Source organism: Candidatus Legionella polyplacis, assembly GCF_002776555.1.
GTDB lineage: Bacteria > Pseudomonadota > Gammaproteobacteria > Legionellales > Legionellaceae > Legionella_E > Legionella_E polyplacis.
The window spans coordinates 142,181-158,480 of record NZ_CP021497.1 but is presented as its reverse complement, the minus strand read 5'-3'; the positions used below and the strand labels follow the sequence as shown (position 1 = coordinate 158,480).

The following is a 16,300-nucleotide window of genomic DNA, read 5'->3' as shown; positions in this document are numbered from 1 at the left end:
ATGGTAACTATTAATCAGTTAGTTAGAAAACCTAGAAAATATGTAAGAAAAAAAACCAATGTTCCTGCATTGTCTGGTTGTCCACAGAAACGTGGGGTTTGTACTCGTGTATATACTACAACACCGAAAAAACCTAATTCAGCTATGAGGAAAGTTGCTCGTGTTCGTTTAACAAATGGATTTGAAGTTACTTCTTATATAGGAGGAGAAGGACATAATTTACAGGAACATTCTGTTGTTTTGATTCGTGGAGGTAGGGTAAAAGATTTACCTGGAGTGAGATATCATGTAGTGAGAGGAAGTCTGGATACTTCTGGTGTTGAAAATAGAAAAAAAGGTCGTTCTAAGTATGGAACTAAGATGATTAAAGTAAAATAAATTTTTGCAATTAGATTTATTGTTGATTTTAAATTAAAAAAATGTCAAGAAAAAAGAATGTTTTAAAAAGAAAAATATTATCTGATCCAAAATATAATAGTCAATTGTTGGCTAAGTTTATTAATGTTTTGATGATTAATGGTAAAAAAACAATTTCTGAGAGAATTATTTATAATTCAATGCAATTACTTTATAATTCGGTAGGGAAAGATATAATTAATTCTTCTGAAGAAAAGTATAAAATTTTAAGTTGTTTTGAAAAAGCTATTAATAATGTTCGTCCTAGCGTTGAAGTAAGATCAAGAAGGGTTGGTGGAGCTACGTATCAAGTTCCAGTTGAAGTATGTTTAAATAGAAGTTTAGCATTAGCCATGAGATGGATTATTAAATTTTCTCGTTCTCGTTCTGAAAAAGGAATGACATTACGTTTGGCTGGTGAGTTAATAGATGCTTTTAAGAATAGAGGATTGTCTATAAAAAAACGTGATGATACTCATAAGATGGCAAATGCTAACAAAGCTTTTGCACATTTTAGGTGGAATTAATATTATAAAAGGTGCTATATTGTGTCTGAGTTTTTATTGAAATTATATAGAAATATTGGTATTGCTGCTCATGTTGATGCTGGAAAAACAACTACTACTGAGAGAGTATTGTTTTATACTGGAATTTCTCATAAGTTAGGAGAAGTTCATGATGGGTCTGCTATTATGGATTGGATGGATCAAGAGCAAGAAAGAGGTATAACTATAACTTCAGCGGCAACTACTTGTTATTGGTCTGGAATGGATAGAGATTTTCAATCTCATCGTATTAATATTATTGATACTCCTGGTCATGTTGATTTCATGATTGAGGTTGAGAGATCTTTAAGGGTTCTAGATGGAGTTGTTGTTGTATTTGATGCTGTATCTGGAGTAGAACCTCAATCAGAGACTGTTTGGAGACAATCAGATAGATATAAAGTTCCAAGAATAGTGTTTATTAATAAAATGGATAGAATAGGTTCAAATTTTTTTAATGTTATTCGTCAAATTAAAGAAAAGTTATTTTCTATACCTGTGATTATGCAACTTCCTATAGGTTCTGAAGAAAAGTTTAAAGGTGTTATTGATTTAATTAAAATGAAATCTATTTATTGGGATGAATTTTCTCAAGGTATGTTATTTGAGTATAGAGAAATTCCTGAATACATGATGAGTGAGTGTATTAAGTATCGTTCTAAAATTATTGAGTATGCTGCTGAATCAACTGAAGATTTAATGAACAAATATCTTAGTGATGGTAAATTTAGTGAAAAAGAAATTAAATATGGGTTAAGAAAAAGAACTATTAATAATGAAATAGTTCCTGTATTTTGTGGTTCAGCATTAAAAAATAAAGGAATACAGCCTGTTTTGGATGGAGTAATTGAGTATTTACCATCTCCACTTGATATTCCTTTTGTTTTTGCTTTAGATAAAGATGGAAAAAAAATTAATGTATTAAAAAATGTTGATAAACCATTTTCTGCATTAGTATTTAAGATTGCTACTGATCCTTTTGTTGGTTCTTTATCCTATATTAGATTATATTCTGGACAACTTAAAAGTGGTGATATTGTATATAATTCTACAAAAAATAAAAAGGAACGTATAGGTCGTTTATTGCAAATGCATGCTAATTCTAGAGAAGATATAAAAAAAGCTGTGGCTGGAGATATTATAGCTGCTGTTGGTTTGAAATCAACAAATACAGGAGATACTCTTTGTGATTTGTCTAATATTATTGTTTTAGAAAAAATAAAGTTTCCTGATCCTGTTATTTCAGTATCTTTGGAGCCTAAAACAAATGTAGATCAAGAAAAAATGTCTGTAGCTTTAGGAAAATTAACTCAAGAAGATCCGTCTTTTCGTGTCTTTATAGATAAAGAATCTGGTGAAACTATTATTAGTGGTATGGGTGAGTTGCATTTAGAAATTATCGTAGAAAGAATGAGAAGAGAATTTGGTGTTGTAGTAAATATAGGAAAACCTCAGGTAGCTTATAGAGAAACAATTAAGAAAAAGGTAGATCAAGAAGGAAAATTTATTCGTCAATCTGGTGGTAGAGGTCAATATGGTCACGTTTGGATTTCTATAGAACCTCAAGAATTAGGATTTGGATATAAGTTTATTAATTCTATTGTTGGTGGTGCTATACCTAAGGAGTATATTTCTGTTATTGATAAAGGTATTCAAGAACAGATGAAAAATGGTGTAGCATTTGGTTATCCGGTAGTTGATGTTAAGGTAACTTTGTTTGATGGGTCATATCATGATGTGGATTCTAGTGAAATAGCATTTAAGATTGCTGCTTCTCAGGGATTTAAGCAAGCAGTTTTAAAAGCTGTTCCAGTTTTGTTAGAACCCATTATGAGTATTAATGTAGTAACTCCTAGTAATTATATGGGGGATGTTATTGGGGATATTAATAGGAGGAGAGGTATAGTTCAAAATATAGAAGATACTACTTTGGGTAATGTAATTGCTGCAGAAGTTCCTTTATCTGAAATGTTTGGATATGCAACTGATCTAAGATCGTTTACACAAGGTAGGGCAACGTATTCTATGGAATTTAAAAAATATGCAGAAGTACCTAGTAATCTTATAAAAGGAATTATAAAATAATAAATAATGTTTTTAATCAATATGAGGTGATATAAAAATGATGGCTAAGGAAAAATTTGAAAGAAAAAAGGAACATATTAATGTAGGAACTATTGGACATGTTGATCATGGAAAAACTACGTTAACCTCGGCAATTACTACTATTATGGCAAAAAAATATGGTGGTGTGGCAATGGCTTATGATAAAATTGATTCAGCTCCTGAAGAGAGAGAGCGTGGTATTACCATAGCCACTGCTCATGTAGAGTATGAGTCGAAAAATCGTCATTATGCTCATGTAGATTGTCCTGGTCATGCAGATTATGTGAAAAATATGATTACAGGAGCTGCACAGATGGATGGGGCTATTTTAGTAGTTTCTGCAGCGGATGGTCCTATGCCACAAACTAGAGAACATATATTGTTAGCTCGTCAAGTTGGCGTTCCTTATATTGTGGTTTTTTTGAATAAAGCGGATATGGTTGATGATTTGGAGTTATTAGAGTTAGTTGAGATGGAAGTTAGAGATTTATTAAATAGTTATAATTTTCCAGGTAGTGAAATACCAATTATTGTTGGTTCTTCATTAAAAGCTTTAAATGGAGATAATAGTGATTTAGGAATTAAGTCAATTGAGAAATTAATAGAAACTATGGATAAGTATATTCCTTCTCCATCCAGGGATATAGAGAAAAATTTTTTATTGCCTATAGAAGATGTATTTTCTATATCAGGTAGAGGTACAGTGGTGACTGGTAGAATTGAACGTGGTGTAATACGTCCTGGTGATTATATTGAGATTGTTGGTTTGAAAGATACTCAGAAAACTACATGTACTGGTGTTGAGATGTTTAGAAAGTTGCTTGATGAAGGAATAGCAGGGGATAATGTTGGTATTTTGCTTAGAGGAACAAAACGTGAAGATGTTGAACGTGGTCAAGTATTGGCTAAGCCTAATACTATAAAGCCTCATACAAAATTTAAAGCAGAGGTTTATATTTTGACTAAAGAAGAGGGAGGTCGTCATACTCCTTTTTTTTCTGGATATAAACCACAATTCTATTTTAGAACTACAGATGTAACAGGATCTTGCAATTTGCCAGATAAAGTAGAAATGGTTATGCCAGGAGATAATGTACAAATGATTGTGAATCTTTTATCTCCAATTGCTATGGACGAAGGTTTGCGTTTTGCTATAAGAGAGGGTGGTAGAACTGTTGGTGCTGGTGTTGTTTCTGAAATTATAGAGTAATACAAATAATGCTATTTATTATATGAGTAATCAGAATATTAAAATTCGTCTCAAATCATTTGATCATAAGTTAATTGATACTTCAGTAAGGGAAATTGTAGAAACTGCAAAACGTACAGGAGCCAGGATTAAAGGTCCTATACCTTTGCCTACAAAAATAGAGAAGTTTACTGTTTTGGCATCTCCTCATGTTAATAAGGATGCTAGAGATCAATATGAACTTCCAACACATAAGAGGTTAGTTGTTATAGTTCATCCTACTGATAAAACAGTGGATGCATTGATGAAGCTTGATTTAGCTTCTGGAGTTGATGTTCAAATTAGTTTAGATGATGATTAATAATAAATTATTTATTATAAGATATGTATCTTATTACATAGTATAATTATAATGGTATATATTTTTTATTAGTTGAGCGATTTAAATTTTCTTAATAAGAAGAATATAAGTTATTATTTTTTTAGTAAAAATAAAAGGTTTGCATTATATGAAACAGTCTATGTCTGGATTATTGGGAGTTAAAGTTGGAATGTCAAGATTTTTTACAGATGATGGTATAACTTTCCCAGTATCTATTATTGAAGTTATTCCTAATAAGATTTTACAAATAAAGACATTAGAAAATGATGGATATTCTTCTGTGCAGTTAACTATGGGTAATAAAAAAGTTTCTCGTATAAAAAAACCGGTGTTTGGACATCTTTCTAAATTTGGTGTTTGTTCTGGAGATATTATTCGTGAATTTGGTTTAGATTTTTTTAATAATAAACCAGTTTCTGGTGGGGTTTTAAGTATTAATGATGTATTTAAAGAAGGGGATAGAGTTGATATTATTTCAGTATCAAAAGGAAAAGGTTTTTCTGGAACAGTTAAACGTTATAATTTTAAAACACAAGATGCTAGTCATGGAAATTCTTTGTCTCATAGAGTTCCTGGTTCTATAGGTCAGAATCAAACTCCTGGTAGAGTTTTTAAAGGAAAAAAGATGCCTGGTCATATGGGAAATAAGAGATGTACAATTAAAAATTTATTATTGGTTCAAATTGATATTAATCGTAATTTATTATTTGTTAAAGGTTCAATTCCTGGTTGTTCTGGTATAAAATTAGAGATAAGATTTTCTAAAAAGGGAAAAATATGATTGAATTATTAATTCAAGATACTAATGAATTTTTAAAAGTAGATTCTAGTGTTTTTAATTGTAAATATAATCCTAATTTAATACATCAAGTATTTGTATCTTTTATGCAAAACAGAAGGAGTGGAAATAGTTCACAAAAAACAAGGTCAGAAGTTAGTGGAAGTGGAATTAAACCTTGGAGACAAAAGGGAACTGGAAGAGCCAGAGCTGGTACAATACGAAGTCCATTATGGAGAGGAGGTGGAGTTGTTTTTGCTTCAAAAAAAAGAAATTATATTCAAAAAATTAATAAGAAGATGTATAGATATGCCTTTAGAAGTGTAGTATCAGAACTATATAGATTAGGGAATTTGATTGTTGTTAGTTGTTTTTTTTGTGATTCTTATAAAACTAAGTATTTTATAAATAAAATGCAAAATTTGAATGTATTAAATGGATTGATATTGAAATGTAAGATTAACAAAAATGAATTGTTAGGATCTAAAAATTTGTATCAATATAAAATATGTAATATTAACTCTGTTAGTTTTATTGATTTTTTTTATTTTAAAAAAGTTTTAATAACAAAATCTGCTGTTAAAGTTTTGGAAAAGAGAATTAGTGAATGAATATAAGTAATAAATTTTTGTGTTCTATTGTAGAACCGTATAATTCTGAAAAGTCAACTATGATATCTAATAAGTATAATCAATATACTTTTAGGGTACAAAAATTTGTGAGTAAGAAAGAAATTAAGAAATCTATAGAGTCTATTTTTAGTGTTAAAGTAAAAAAAGTTTCTATGATTAATATTAAAGGGAAGGTAAAGATTTTTAAAAGAATTCGTGGAAAGCGTAGTAATTGGAAAAAAGTATATGTTTCTTTAGATAAGAAACATAGTATTGATTTTTCTTTTTTTGACAAAAGGTAATTTTATTATGATTTTAGTAAGATCAAATCCTACTTCACCAGGTAGGAGGGGACATAGTAGATTGTTACATAAAAATATTTATAAAGGAAAGCCTTATAAATCTTTAGTAAAAAAATTAAATAGAACTGGAGGAAGAAATAATCAAGGTCGTATAACAGTAAGACATATTGGTGGTGGTTGTCGTTTAAAATATAGATTAATTGATTTTAAGAGGAATAAGGATTATATTAAAGGAAGAGTGTGTAGAATAGAATATGATCCAAATAGATCTGCTTTAATTGCTCTGATTTCTTATTTTGATGGTGAGTATAGATATATAATATCTCCTTCGAATCTAGAAATAGGACATATTGTAATAAGTGGAGATGATGTTCCTGTAAATAATGGGAATTGTTTAATATTACAGAATATACCTATAGGTACAATAATACATTGTGTTGAATTAAAACCTAAAAAAGGTGCTCAATTATTAAGGAGTGCTGGATCTTATGGTCAGGTTTTATCTAAGGAAGATAAATATGCAATTGTAAGATTATCTTCAGGAGAAGTTAGAAGAGTTTTGTTAAGATGTAAGGCAACTATAGGAATGGTGAGTAATAATGAACATAATTTAAGAACCTTAGGAAAGGCAGGTGAAAATAGATGGAGAGGTATACGTCCTACTGTTCGTGGAGTAGCTATGAATCCAATAGATCATCCTCATGGAGGTGGAGAAGGAAGAACTTCTGGTGGGAGACATCCAGTTAGTCCAACAGGGATTCCTTCTAAGGGATATAAAACTAGAAATAATAAGCGTACTAATTTTTTTATTATTAAGCATAGAAAGGTGAAGTAATTATTGTAGAATTTATTAACGAAATTGGAGAAGAAAGTGTCGCGTTCTATTAAAAAGGGTCCTTATGTAGATTTTAGTTTATTAAAAAAAGTAGAGAAATCTAGTAATTTAAATTCTAATAAACCTATAAAGACTTGGTCTAGGCGGTCAACTATTATACCAGAAATGATTGGTCGTACAATTTCTGTACATAATGGAAAAATTCATATTCCAGTTTATATTACTGATAATATGGTAGGTCATAAATTAGGTGAATTTGCATCAACTCGTATTTTTAAGAATCATTCTGGTGATAAAAAAATTAAATCTAAGTAGATATATATTTTTTATTATTAGTTAAAATTTGGAAAAAGGGTTATAAATCAATGGAAGTAAAGGTTAAATTAAAAAATGCTCCTATTTCTGCTCAAAAATGTAGATTAATTGTTAATATTATTCGTGATAGAACTTTGTTAGATTCAGTTAATATTTTAAGATTTTTACCAAAAAAAGGAGCACGTATTTTGTTAAAGATGTTAGAATCTTTAATTTCTAATGCTGAGAATAATCATAATATAGATGTTGATTCATTAAAGATTTCTGTTATTTATGTAAATGATGGAATAAAATTTAAGCGTATTATCCCTAGAGCAAAGGGACGTTCTAATAAAATATATAAAAGATTTTGTCATATTGTAATTAAAGCTTCTGATGGAGGTAGAATTAAGTAATTATGGGTCAAAAAGTGAATCCTATTGGAATTAGGTTAGGAATTATACAGGATTGGAATTCTAAATGGTATTCTAATAAATATTATTCTAGTTTACTTAATCAAGATATTAATCTTAGAAAATATTTAAAAAAAAAATTGAATAATGCATTTGTAAGTAAGATTTGTATCGAACGTCCTGCAAAAAATGCTGTTATAACTATATATACAGCTAGGCCAGGTGTAATAATAGGAAAAAAAGGAGGTGGAATAGAAAATTTAAGGAAAGATATAGAATCTTATTTAGGAATACCTGTAAAATTAAATATTGAAGAAATCAAGCATCCGGAATTGGATCCTGTTCTTATTTCTGAAAATATAGCACAACAATTGGAACAAAGGGTTATGTTTAGAAGAATTATGAGAAAATCTATAAATTCTGCTATTAAATCTGGAGCTAAAGGTATTAAGATTTGTATTAGTGGAAGGTTAGGTGGTTCTGAAATTGCCCGTAGTGAATGTTATAGAGAAGGTCGTATACCTCTTCATACTTTCAGGGCAAATATTGGTTATGGATTATCTGAAGCTAAAACTACATATGGAATGATTGGGGTTAAAGTGTGGGTTTTTTCTGGAGAGATATATAATAGAAAGGTAATTAAATAAAATTATATAAATTAATATGTTTTATGTTATATACTATGTATTGTAGTTATAGGAAATAAATTATGTTACAGCCAAAACGTACAAAATATAAGAAGCAAATGAAAGGTAGGAATAAAGGAAATTCTCATAGAGGGAATAAAGTTAGTTTTGGTGAATTTGGGTTAAAATCAGTTGGTAGAGGTAGATTGACAACTAGACAAATTGAAGCAGCTAGAAGAGCTATGACAAGACATATTAAAAGAAATGGAAAAATTTGGATTAGAGTATTTCCAGATAAACCTATAACCCAAAAGCCACTTGAGGTAAGACAGGGGAAGGGAAAAGGAAATGTTGAGTATTGGGTAGTTAATATAAAGCCAGGTAGAATTATATTTGAAATAGAAGGAGTTAACAGAGAACTTGCTATTGAAGCTTTTGTTTTGGCTAGAGCTAAATTGCCGTTTAAAGCTGTATTTGCAGAAAGAAAGGTAATATAAAATATTTATATGGTGAAGATAAAAAAAAGTAAAGAACTTAATATTTTAAGTGTAAATCAATTAGAAATGGAGTTATTACTTCTTAGTAAAGAAAGATTTAATTTAAAAATGAAAAGAATATATGGTCCTGTAGAGTGTTATCATTGGATCAAGTTAGTTAATAGGGGTATTGCTAGAATTAATACTATTTTATACTTAAAAAAAAACAAGAAAGGTTATTAGATTAATAGAAGGTTGTTAATATGAAAAAGATGATGATTGGAAAAATTATAAGTAATAAAATGAAAAAAACAGTCGTTGTTATTGTTAATCGTGTTTTAAAGCATTGTAAGTATGGTAAGATATTGAGAAGGACAACGAAATTGTATGTACATGATCCAAATCATATATCTAAAATTGGAGATTTAGTTAAGATAGTTGAGTCTAGACCTTTGTCTAAAAAGAAACGTTGGATATTATTGGAAGTAATAACTCATTAAAATAATGTTTATTTGTAAATTTATTCTTTAGAAAGTTATTTATGATAAGTAAAAAATAAGTTTTGATTTTTTTGTAATATTTTTATTTTTATATTATTTATTTAGTCATGAGAAGTGAATTAATATGATTCAAGTGCAGACTGTTCTTAATGTAGCGGATAATAGCGGAGCACGTAAGGTAATGTGTATCAGAGTTCTTGGTGGTACAAGAAAAAGATATGCTAATATTGGAGATCTTATTAAGATAAGTGTGAAAGATGTGATTTCAAATGGTAAAGTAAAAAAAGGTGATGTAATGAGTGCTGTAATTGTTAGAACAAAAAAAGGAATAAGTAGAGATGATGGGTCTATAATTCGTTTTGATGAAAATTCAGTTGTTTTATTAAATAATCAGAATGAACCATTTGGTACTAGAATTTTTGGTCCTGTAACAAGAGAATTAAGATATAGATTTATGAAAATAATTTCTTTAGCTCCTGAAGTATTGTAAAAAATAGGAAAATTATATGAGACGTGTTAAGTTAAATGATATGGTTATAGTTTTAGTTGGGAAAAATAAAGGGAGTATTGGAAAAATAAAAAAAGTTATTGGAGATAAAGTTATTGTTGATGGTATTAATTTATGTAGAAAGGCAATTAAACCAAATCCAAAAATTGGTCAAGAAGGCGGTTTGATTTTTAAAGAAATGCCTATACACATTTCTAATGTTGGGTTATATAATAGTGATATTAAAAAATATGGTAGAATTGGTTTTAAGTATGTGAAAGTTGATAAATATAATGTTCAGTATAAAGTTAGATATTTCAAATTAAATAAAAAAGTAATAGATAATTTTAATATAAAAAATAGGTATTTAAAAAAAATAAAAAATGTCTAGATTAAGAGATTTTTATAATAAAGAAATTATTAAAAAGATGATGGATGTTTTTTCTTATAAAAGTATTATGGAAGTTCCTAGAATTTTAAAAATAACATTAAATATGGGTGTTGGAAAATCTGTAGATGACAAAAAAATTTTACAACATGCAATTAAAGATATGATTTTAATTTCTGGTCAAAAACCGTTTATAACAAAAGCTAAAAAGTCTTTAGCAAATTTTAAAATTAGAAAAAATTTTGAAATCGGATGTAAAGTTACTTTAAGGCGAGATAGAATGTATGATTTTCTTGATAAGATTATCAATATAGTTTTACCTAGAGTTAGAGATTTTAGAGGTTTAAGTAGAAAATCATTTGATGGAACTGGTAATTATAATTTTGGAATTAAAGAACAGATTGTTTTTCCAGAAATTGATTTTGATAAGATTGATCGTATTAGAGGACTAGATGTGTCTATTGTTACAAATGCTTGTACAGATAAAGAAGCTGCTTTTTTATTGGAATCTTTTGATTTTCCTTTAGTAAAAATGTATAATATTTAGTGATTGATAGTTTTTTATTTATAAAAATAAATTTTAATAGAGAAGGGATAATATTTTGGCTAAAAAATCGGTTATTGCTAGGATTAATAAGCGTAAGAAATTAATTGTAAAATACAAGGAAAGAAGAATATATTTAAAAAAGGTTATAAGATCTTCTGTAGAGGTAAATGAAATTAGAAATGCTCAAATTAAATTAAGTAAGCTTCCTGTTGATTCTAGTCCTGTAAGATATAACAGGAGATGTCAACAGTGTGGTAGGTCTAGAGCGATTTTTCGTAAGTTTGAACTATGTCGTATTTGTTTAAGAAAACAATTGATGTTTGGAAATGTTACTGGCGGAAGAAAATCAAGTTGGTAATTTTTATATAAAAATATATTTATTATTTATAAAATGATATAATGTTATGACTATACAAGATCCTATATCTGACATGTTAACACGTATTCGTAATGGACAACGTTCTAAATGTGATCGGGTGGTTTTTTATTATTCTAAATTAAAAGAGAAGATTCTTTTAGTTTTAAAAGAAGAGGGATTTATATTAGATTATAATATATGTAATTTGAATGTTAGAATAAAATCAATAAGTGTGGTGTTAAAATATTATAAAGGAAGACCTGTAATTGATAGAATATTTAGAGTTAGCAAGCCTGGATTAAGAATTTATAAAAAAGTAAAAGATTTATATCTTGTTCCTGGGTTTGGTATCTTAATTATGTCTACTTCTAAAGGTGTGATAAGTAGTAAAATAGCTAAAAAATATGGAATTGGTGGAGAAATTATTTGTGAAGTATCTTAATTTTTTTTGTATATTGTTTAGATTATATAGGATAAATTAGGTATGTCTAGAGTTGCTAAGTCAATTATTAATTTGCCGAAAGATGTAGAATGTTCAATAAAGAATTTTATGCTAGAAATTAAGGGACCTAAAGGGGTATTGTGTAGAAGTTATGATAATAGAGTAATTATTCTTTGTAAAGATAGAAGTATAAAAATTTTTCCAGTATCGGATAATGAAAATAAGTATGGTTGGTCTTTGGCTGGTACCATTCGTTCGTTAGTTTATAATATGGTTTACGGAGTAATGTATGGGTATAAAATTATATTGGAATTTTTTGGTATAGGTTATAAAGTTCAATGGTTAGATAAAAATAAAAGTATTAATTTATTTATAGGTTATTCACATCCAGTTATCTATAATATTCCTAATAATGTATCTATAGAAATATTGAATAATGGTACAATACTTAATTTATATAGTATAGATAAGCAATTGATAGGAGATGTAGCTTCTAAGATTCGTAATTTAAAGATTCCTGATGCTTATAAGGGTAAAGGAATTCGTTATTTTGGTGAAGTTATAAATCTTAAAGAGTCTAAAAAGAAATAAAGTTATGATTTGTAAAAATAAGATTAGAAAAAAAAGATGTTTAAAAAGTAAATATACTATATTACATAATTCTAATAGACCGAGGATTGTAGTTTATAGAAGTTCTAAAAATATTTATGCACAGATTATTGATTATAAAAATAAAGGTAGAAGTAGTTTTGTTGTTACTTATGCTTCATCTGTTGATAAAGAAATTAAAAAAAACTTAGTCAATAAGAGTAAAATTGAACAATCTGAACAAGTTGGGATTTTATTAGGTAAACGAGCCATAAGTAAAGGAATTGTTTATGTAGCTTTTGATAGATCTGGATATAAATATCACGGAAGAATAAAATCTTTAGCTAATGGAATAAGAATTTCTGGTTTAAAATTTTAAATATAGGATTTATAGCGTTATGGTATTTCGTGAATTTAAGAAAAATGAAGGTTATCAAGATAAATTAGTTTCTATTACTAGGACAGCAAAAGTAGTTAAGGGAGGTAGGGATTTTGGTTTTGCTGCTTTAGTTGTTATAGGAGATGGAAACGGAAAAGTTGGATTTGGAAGGGGAAAAGCGAGAGAAGTTCCTATTGCAATTCAAAAAGCTATGGAAAAAGCCAGGAAAAATATGACTTATGTTTATTTAAATGGTACAACTATATATCATTCTATTACTTGGAGTTTTGGAGCATCTAAAGTTTTTATGAAACCGGCTAGTGATGGTACTGGAATTATTGCTGGAGGTGCTATGCGTGCTGTATTGGAGGTATTAGGTGTGCAAAATATTTTAGCAAAGAGTATTGGATCAACAAATCCTAATAATGTTGTTCGTGCTACTATAGGAGCTTTAATGCATATTAAAACTCCAGATTATGTTTTAGCCAAAAGAGGTAAATTAGAATTATAATGAAGAAGTAGGTTATTAAGTATATTTATACTTTATTTAAATAAATAGTGTGTGTGTTATGATTAAAAAGATTAAAATTACTTTGGTAAAAAGTATTATTGGGTGTAGATCTAAACATGTTAATATAATTAGACAGCTGGGATTAAAAAGAGTAAATAGTAGTGTTATTAAAATTGATAATCCTTCAATTCGTGGTTTGATTAGTGTTGTTTCATATTTGTTGAAATATGAGGAATGTATTTAATGAGTTTAAATTTTGTTTTTTGTAATTTATCTAAGAAAAAATATAAAAAACGTATTGGAAGAGGAATTGGATCTGGTTATGGAAAAACTTCAGGGAAGGGACATAAAGGTCAAAAATCTAGATCTGGAGGTTTTCATAAAATTGGTTTTGAAGGTGGACAAACTCCAATATATAGACGTGTACCAAAAATAGGTTTTAATTCTGTAAAAAAAAATTTTTCAAAAGAATTAAGATTAGATGAATTATTAAAAATAAAAAATGTTAAGGAAATTGATTTAAAAATTTTAAAAAAATTTAAATTGATAAAAAGGATAATTAGGAATGTAAAAATTATTGCACCTAAGAAAAGATGTTTTGTTAATTTTAAATTTGTAGGTTTAAAAATTTCTAAAGGTGCTAAGAAATTTATTATAAATTGATTATAGTTATTTTTTTATAAATTTTATATTGTTTTATACAGCATAAAAAGGGATTATAGTGAGAAAGTCTGGTTTAAAAGAAATTAATATTAGGTTATTCTTTCTTTTTGTGTCTATTGTGGTTTATAGATTAGGATCCTATATACCTGTTCCTGGATTAAATTTAAGAGAGTTGAGTATTTTTTTTCAAAATCAACAAAATACAATATTTGGATTATTTAATATGTTTTCTGGTGGTTCATTATCTAGATTTACAGTATTTGCTATTGGTATAGTTCCTTATATATCATCATCTATTATCGTTCAATTGTTATCTTTAGTAATCCCTTCGTTAGATCAGTTAAAAAAAGAGGGAGTTTTAGGTAGAAAAAAAATAAATCAGTATGTAAGATATTTAACATTATTGTTATCTGTATTTCAATCTTTAGGTATGGCAAGATGGTTAGTGGTTCACGATATGGTTTTGTATTCAGATATTTTATTTTATTTTATAACTGTTATCACTTTAGTGACTGGAACGATGTTTTTAATGTGGTTGGGAGAGCAAATTACTGAAAGAGGTATAGGAAATGGAATTTCTTTAATTATTTTTTCTGGAATTGTTTCTAGTATTCCTTCTTCTATCATTAGAGTAGTACAACAAGAAAGAGAAGGAAAGTTGAAAATATTAGTATTATTATTGTTTTTGTTAATGATGATATTTATTATCAGTTTTGTTGTTTTTATTGAAAGAGCGCAGCGTTGTATTCGTGTTAATTATGCTCAGCGTACTTATGGAAGAAAAATATATGCTGCTCAAAGTAGTCATTTGCCATTAAAAATTAATGTTTCTGGTGTAATTCCTCCAATTTTTGCTTCAAGTATTATATTATTGCCTGCTATGTTAATTCAGTTTTTTGAGAAAGGAAAAATAACAGGATTGTTGTATAACATAGGTTTATTAATTTCTCCTGGAAGACCTTTATATTTGTTTATTTATTCTTTTTCTATTTTGTTTTTTTCTTTTTTTTATGCTACTTTAGTATTTAATCCTAAAGACACTGCGGAGAATTTGAAAAAATCTGGTGCTTATATTTTAGGTATACGTCCTGGGGAACAAACTATGAAATATATATATACTGTTATGATGAGGTTGACTTTATTTGGTGCAACATATTTAATGTTAGTGTGTTTATTACCTCAACTTTTAATGTATACGTGTAATGTACCATTTTATTTTGGTGGAACATCTATTTTGATAGTGGTTGTTGTTGTTATGGATTTTATATCTCAAATACAGGCTCATCTTATGACTAAACAATATGATTCTTTAATAAAAAAGGCTAATTTTAAAGGCATTAAATTGCCAAAGTTTTTATAAGTTTTATTTAAATAGATAGTGAATAGAAATATTTTTATGTTGTTGTTTTATATAGATAAATTTTTATTTTATATTATTATGAAAATAAGAACATCGGTAAAAAAATTTTGTCGTTATTGTAAGGTGATTAGAAGAAAAAGGGTTGTACGTGTTTTATGCAATAAGGATAAACGACATAAACAAAAACAGGGATAGTGAAGTAATGATTTTTATATTAATATTTTTTTATTAATATTAGTTAAGATTTATTTATAAAAAGTTAAATACTTTTATAAAAGTGTTTTTTTTTAAAAGTATATTTTTTTTTTAATAGTATAAGAAATAAAAAAAGGGGGTATTTGTGGTACGTATTGCTGGAGTAAATATATCAGATGATAAGCATATTGTAATTGCAATTATGTCTATTTATGGTATAGGAAAGTCTACTGCTGTAAATATATGTAGGTCAGTAAATATCAATATTTGCTCTAGAATATCAGAATTATCGGATGTTGATATAACAAATTTGCGTTCTGAGATTACAAAAATTAATGTTGAAGGAGATTTGAGACGTATAGTATCTATGAATGTAAAAAGATTGATTGACATTGGATGTTACAGAGGGAATAGACATCGTAGATGTTTGCCAGTAAGAGGACAAAGAACAAGAACAAATGCTAAAACTAGGAAGAGTAAAAGAAATAGATAGTTAAGTATTATATTTTTAACATTGTAAAATAGAGTTAATATGATAGAAAAAAATAGAGAACAGAGAAAGAATAAAAAAGGTGTTATATTAGATGGAATAGTGCATATCCATGCATCATTTAATAATACAATAATTACAATTACTGATAGACAAGGAAATACTTTATGTTGGGAAAGCTCTGGAGGTTCTGGATTTAAAGGATCAAGGAAAAGTACTCCTTATGCTGCACAAGTTGCTATGGAAAGAGCTGCGAAAGTCGTTAAAGAAAAGTATGGAATGAATTCAGTTATTGTTTTAGTTAACGGACCTGGACCTGGTCGTGAATCTACAATTAGAGAGTTAATTTCTCAAGATTTTAAAATTATTCAGATAACTGATGTAACTGGTATTCCTCATAATGGGTGTAAACCGCCAAAGAAACGAAGAGTATAGTTTA

Annotated in this window: 29 protein-coding genes; all 29 read left to right on the top strand. The window is 27.9% G+C overall.

The genetic code is table 11. The features are described from left to right. On the top strand, positions 1 to 378 hold the full coding sequence (gene rpsL, locus CCU22_RS00830; RefSeq protein WP_100114720.1) for a 30S ribosomal protein S12: 378 nt from the start codon (positions 1 to 3) through the stop codon (positions 376 to 378). Positions 379 to 419: 41 nt separating this feature from the next. Then, positions 420 to 923, top strand: a complete 504-nt coding sequence (gene rpsG, locus CCU22_RS00825; protein ID WP_100114719.1) for a 30S ribosomal protein S7 — start codon at positions 420 to 422, stop codon at positions 921 to 923. A 21-nt stretch (positions 924 to 944) separates the two neighbouring features. Beyond that, on the top strand, positions 945 to 3,026 hold the full coding sequence (gene fusA / locus CCU22_RS00820; protein ID WP_100114718.1) for an elongation factor G: 2,082 nt from the start codon (positions 945 to 947) through the stop codon (positions 3,024 to 3,026). Between the two features lie 40 nt (positions 3,027 to 3,066). Further along, complete coding sequence (gene tuf / locus CCU22_RS00815; protein WP_100115026.1) at positions 3,067 to 4,257, top strand: elongation factor Tu; 1,191 nt, start codon at positions 3,067 to 3,069, stop codon at positions 4,255 to 4,257. Between the two features lie 22 nt (positions 4,258 to 4,279). Then, positions 4,280 to 4,597: a 30S ribosomal protein S10 gene (gene rpsJ, locus CCU22_RS00810; RefSeq protein ID WP_100114717.1), complete on the top strand. Its 318-nt coding sequence runs from the start codon at positions 4,280 to 4,282 to the stop codon at positions 4,595 to 4,597. A gap of 148 nt (positions 4,598 to 4,745) precedes the next feature. After that, entirely contained in the window at positions 4,746 to 5,399 is a 654-nt protein-coding gene (gene rplC, locus CCU22_RS00805) for a 50S ribosomal protein L3 (RefSeq protein ID WP_454614415.1), read from the top strand. Further along, on the top strand, positions 5,396 to 6,007 hold the full coding sequence (rplD, locus tag CCU22_RS00800) for a 50S ribosomal protein L4 (protein ID WP_100114716.1): 612 nt from the start codon (positions 5,396 to 5,398) through the stop codon (positions 6,005 to 6,007). Before rplC ends, rplD begins: the two co-directional genes overlap by 4 nt. After that, positions 6,004 to 6,309, top strand: a complete 306-nt coding sequence (gene rplW, locus CCU22_RS00795; protein ID WP_100114715.1) for a 50S ribosomal protein L23 — start codon at positions 6,004 to 6,006, stop codon at positions 6,307 to 6,309. The genes rplD and rplW overlap by 4 nt, the downstream gene beginning before the upstream one ends. Positions 6,310 to 6,316: 7 nt before the next feature. Continuing rightward, a complete protein-coding gene (rplB, locus tag CCU22_RS00790; protein WP_100115024.1) occupies positions 6,317 to 7,144 on the top strand; it encodes a 50S ribosomal protein L2 in 828 nt (275 codons plus the stop codon). A gap of 36 nt (positions 7,145 to 7,180) precedes the next feature. Then, entirely contained in the window at positions 7,181 to 7,459 is a 279-nt protein-coding gene (rpsS, locus tag CCU22_RS00785; RefSeq protein ID WP_100114714.1) for a 30S ribosomal protein S19, read from the top strand. A gap of 50 nt (positions 7,460 to 7,509) precedes the next feature. Further along, entirely contained in the window at positions 7,510 to 7,854 is a 345-nt protein-coding gene (rplV, locus tag CCU22_RS00780) for a 50S ribosomal protein L22 (RefSeq protein ID WP_100114713.1), read from the top strand. Between the two features lie 2 nt (positions 7,855 to 7,856). After that, the gene (gene rpsC, locus CCU22_RS00775; protein ID WP_100114712.1) at positions 7,857 to 8,498 is read left to right on the top strand and encodes a 30S ribosomal protein S3; all 642 of its coding nucleotides are present in this window, start codon (positions 7,857 to 7,859) and stop codon (positions 8,496 to 8,498) included. A 62-nt stretch (positions 8,499 to 8,560) separates the two neighbouring features. After that, positions 8,561 to 8,974, top strand: coding sequence for a 50S ribosomal protein L16 (rplP, locus tag CCU22_RS00770; protein WP_100114711.1), 414 nt, complete (start codon positions 8,561 to 8,563; stop codon positions 8,972 to 8,974). Positions 8,975 to 8,983: 9 nt separating this feature from the next. Continuing rightward, positions 8,984 to 9,196: a 50S ribosomal protein L29 gene (rpmC, locus tag CCU22_RS00765; RefSeq protein ID WP_100114710.1), complete on the top strand. Its 213-nt coding sequence runs from the start codon at positions 8,984 to 8,986 to the stop codon at positions 9,194 to 9,196. Between the two features lie 20 nt (positions 9,197 to 9,216). Then, entirely contained in the window at positions 9,217 to 9,453 is a 237-nt protein-coding gene (gene rpsQ, locus CCU22_RS00760; protein WP_100114709.1) for a 30S ribosomal protein S17, read from the top strand. Between the two features lie 124 nt (positions 9,454 to 9,577). After that, positions 9,578 to 9,943, top strand: coding sequence for a 50S ribosomal protein L14 (gene rplN / locus CCU22_RS00755; RefSeq protein WP_100114708.1), 366 nt, complete (start codon positions 9,578 to 9,580; stop codon positions 9,941 to 9,943). A 16-nt stretch (positions 9,944 to 9,959) separates the two neighbouring features. Further along, on the top strand, positions 9,960 to 10,331 hold the full coding sequence (rplX, locus tag CCU22_RS00750; RefSeq protein ID WP_100114707.1) for a 50S ribosomal protein L24: 372 nt from the start codon (positions 9,960 to 9,962) through the stop codon (positions 10,329 to 10,331). After that, a complete protein-coding gene (rplE, locus tag CCU22_RS00745; RefSeq protein ID WP_100114706.1) occupies positions 10,324 to 10,875 on the top strand; it encodes a 50S ribosomal protein L5 in 552 nt (183 codons plus the stop codon). Before rplX ends, rplE begins: the two co-directional genes overlap by 8 nt. 55 nt (positions 10,876 to 10,930) lie before the next feature. Further along, the gene (gene rpsN, locus CCU22_RS00740; RefSeq protein WP_100114705.1) at positions 10,931 to 11,233 is read left to right on the top strand and encodes a 30S ribosomal protein S14; all 303 of its coding nucleotides are present in this window, start codon (positions 10,931 to 10,933) and stop codon (positions 11,231 to 11,233) included. Between the two features lie 46 nt (positions 11,234 to 11,279). After that, the gene (gene rpsH / locus CCU22_RS00735) at positions 11,280 to 11,675 is read left to right on the top strand and encodes a 30S ribosomal protein S8 (RefSeq protein WP_100114704.1); all 396 of its coding nucleotides are present in this window, start codon (positions 11,280 to 11,282) and stop codon (positions 11,673 to 11,675) included. 42 nt (positions 11,676 to 11,717) lie between these two features. Then, positions 11,718 to 12,266 (top strand): 50S ribosomal protein L6, encoded by a 549-nt coding sequence (gene rplF, locus CCU22_RS00730; RefSeq protein WP_100114703.1) that lies wholly within the window; start codon positions 11,718 to 11,720, stop codon positions 12,264 to 12,266. Positions 12,267 to 12,270: 4 nt separating this feature from the next. Then, complete coding sequence (rplR, locus tag CCU22_RS00725) at positions 12,271 to 12,642, top strand: 50S ribosomal protein L18 (RefSeq protein ID WP_100114702.1); 372 nt, start codon at positions 12,271 to 12,273, stop codon at positions 12,640 to 12,642. A 19-nt stretch (positions 12,643 to 12,661) separates the two neighbouring features. Then, positions 12,662 to 13,153, top strand: coding sequence for a 30S ribosomal protein S5 (gene rpsE / locus CCU22_RS00720; protein WP_100114701.1), 492 nt, complete (start codon positions 12,662 to 12,664; stop codon positions 13,151 to 13,153). A gap of 58 nt (positions 13,154 to 13,211) precedes the next feature. Further along, positions 13,212 to 13,397 carry a 50S ribosomal protein L30 gene (gene rpmD, locus CCU22_RS00715; RefSeq protein ID WP_100114700.1) on the top strand — a complete coding sequence of 62 codons (186 nt, stop codon included), beginning with the start codon at positions 13,212 to 13,214 and terminating at the stop codon, positions 13,395 to 13,397. Further along, positions 13,397 to 13,816: a 50S ribosomal protein L15 gene (gene rplO, locus CCU22_RS00710; RefSeq protein WP_199485681.1), complete on the top strand. Its 420-nt coding sequence runs from the start codon at positions 13,397 to 13,399 to the stop codon at positions 13,814 to 13,816. Before rpmD ends, rplO begins: the two co-directional genes overlap by 1 nt. A gap of 58 nt (positions 13,817 to 13,874) precedes the next feature. After that, the gene (gene secY / locus CCU22_RS00705) at positions 13,875 to 15,176 is read left to right on the top strand and encodes a preprotein translocase subunit SecY (RefSeq protein WP_233485115.1); all 1,302 of its coding nucleotides are present in this window, start codon (positions 13,875 to 13,877) and stop codon (positions 15,174 to 15,176) included. A gap of 18 nt (positions 15,177 to 15,194) precedes the next feature. Then, positions 15,195 to 15,371, top strand: coding sequence for a 50S ribosomal protein L36 (gene rpmJ, locus CCU22_RS00700; protein WP_454614414.1), 177 nt, complete (start codon positions 15,195 to 15,197; stop codon positions 15,369 to 15,371). Between the two features lie 145 nt (positions 15,372 to 15,516). Further along, complete coding sequence (gene rpsM, locus CCU22_RS00695; protein ID WP_100114697.1) at positions 15,517 to 15,864, top strand: 30S ribosomal protein S13; 348 nt, start codon at positions 15,517 to 15,519, stop codon at positions 15,862 to 15,864. 39 nt (positions 15,865 to 15,903) lie between these two features. Continuing rightward, entirely contained in the window at positions 15,904 to 16,296 is a 393-nt protein-coding gene (gene rpsK, locus CCU22_RS00690; RefSeq protein WP_100114696.1) for a 30S ribosomal protein S11, read from the top strand. Positions 16,297 to 16,300: the final 4 nt, after the last annotated feature.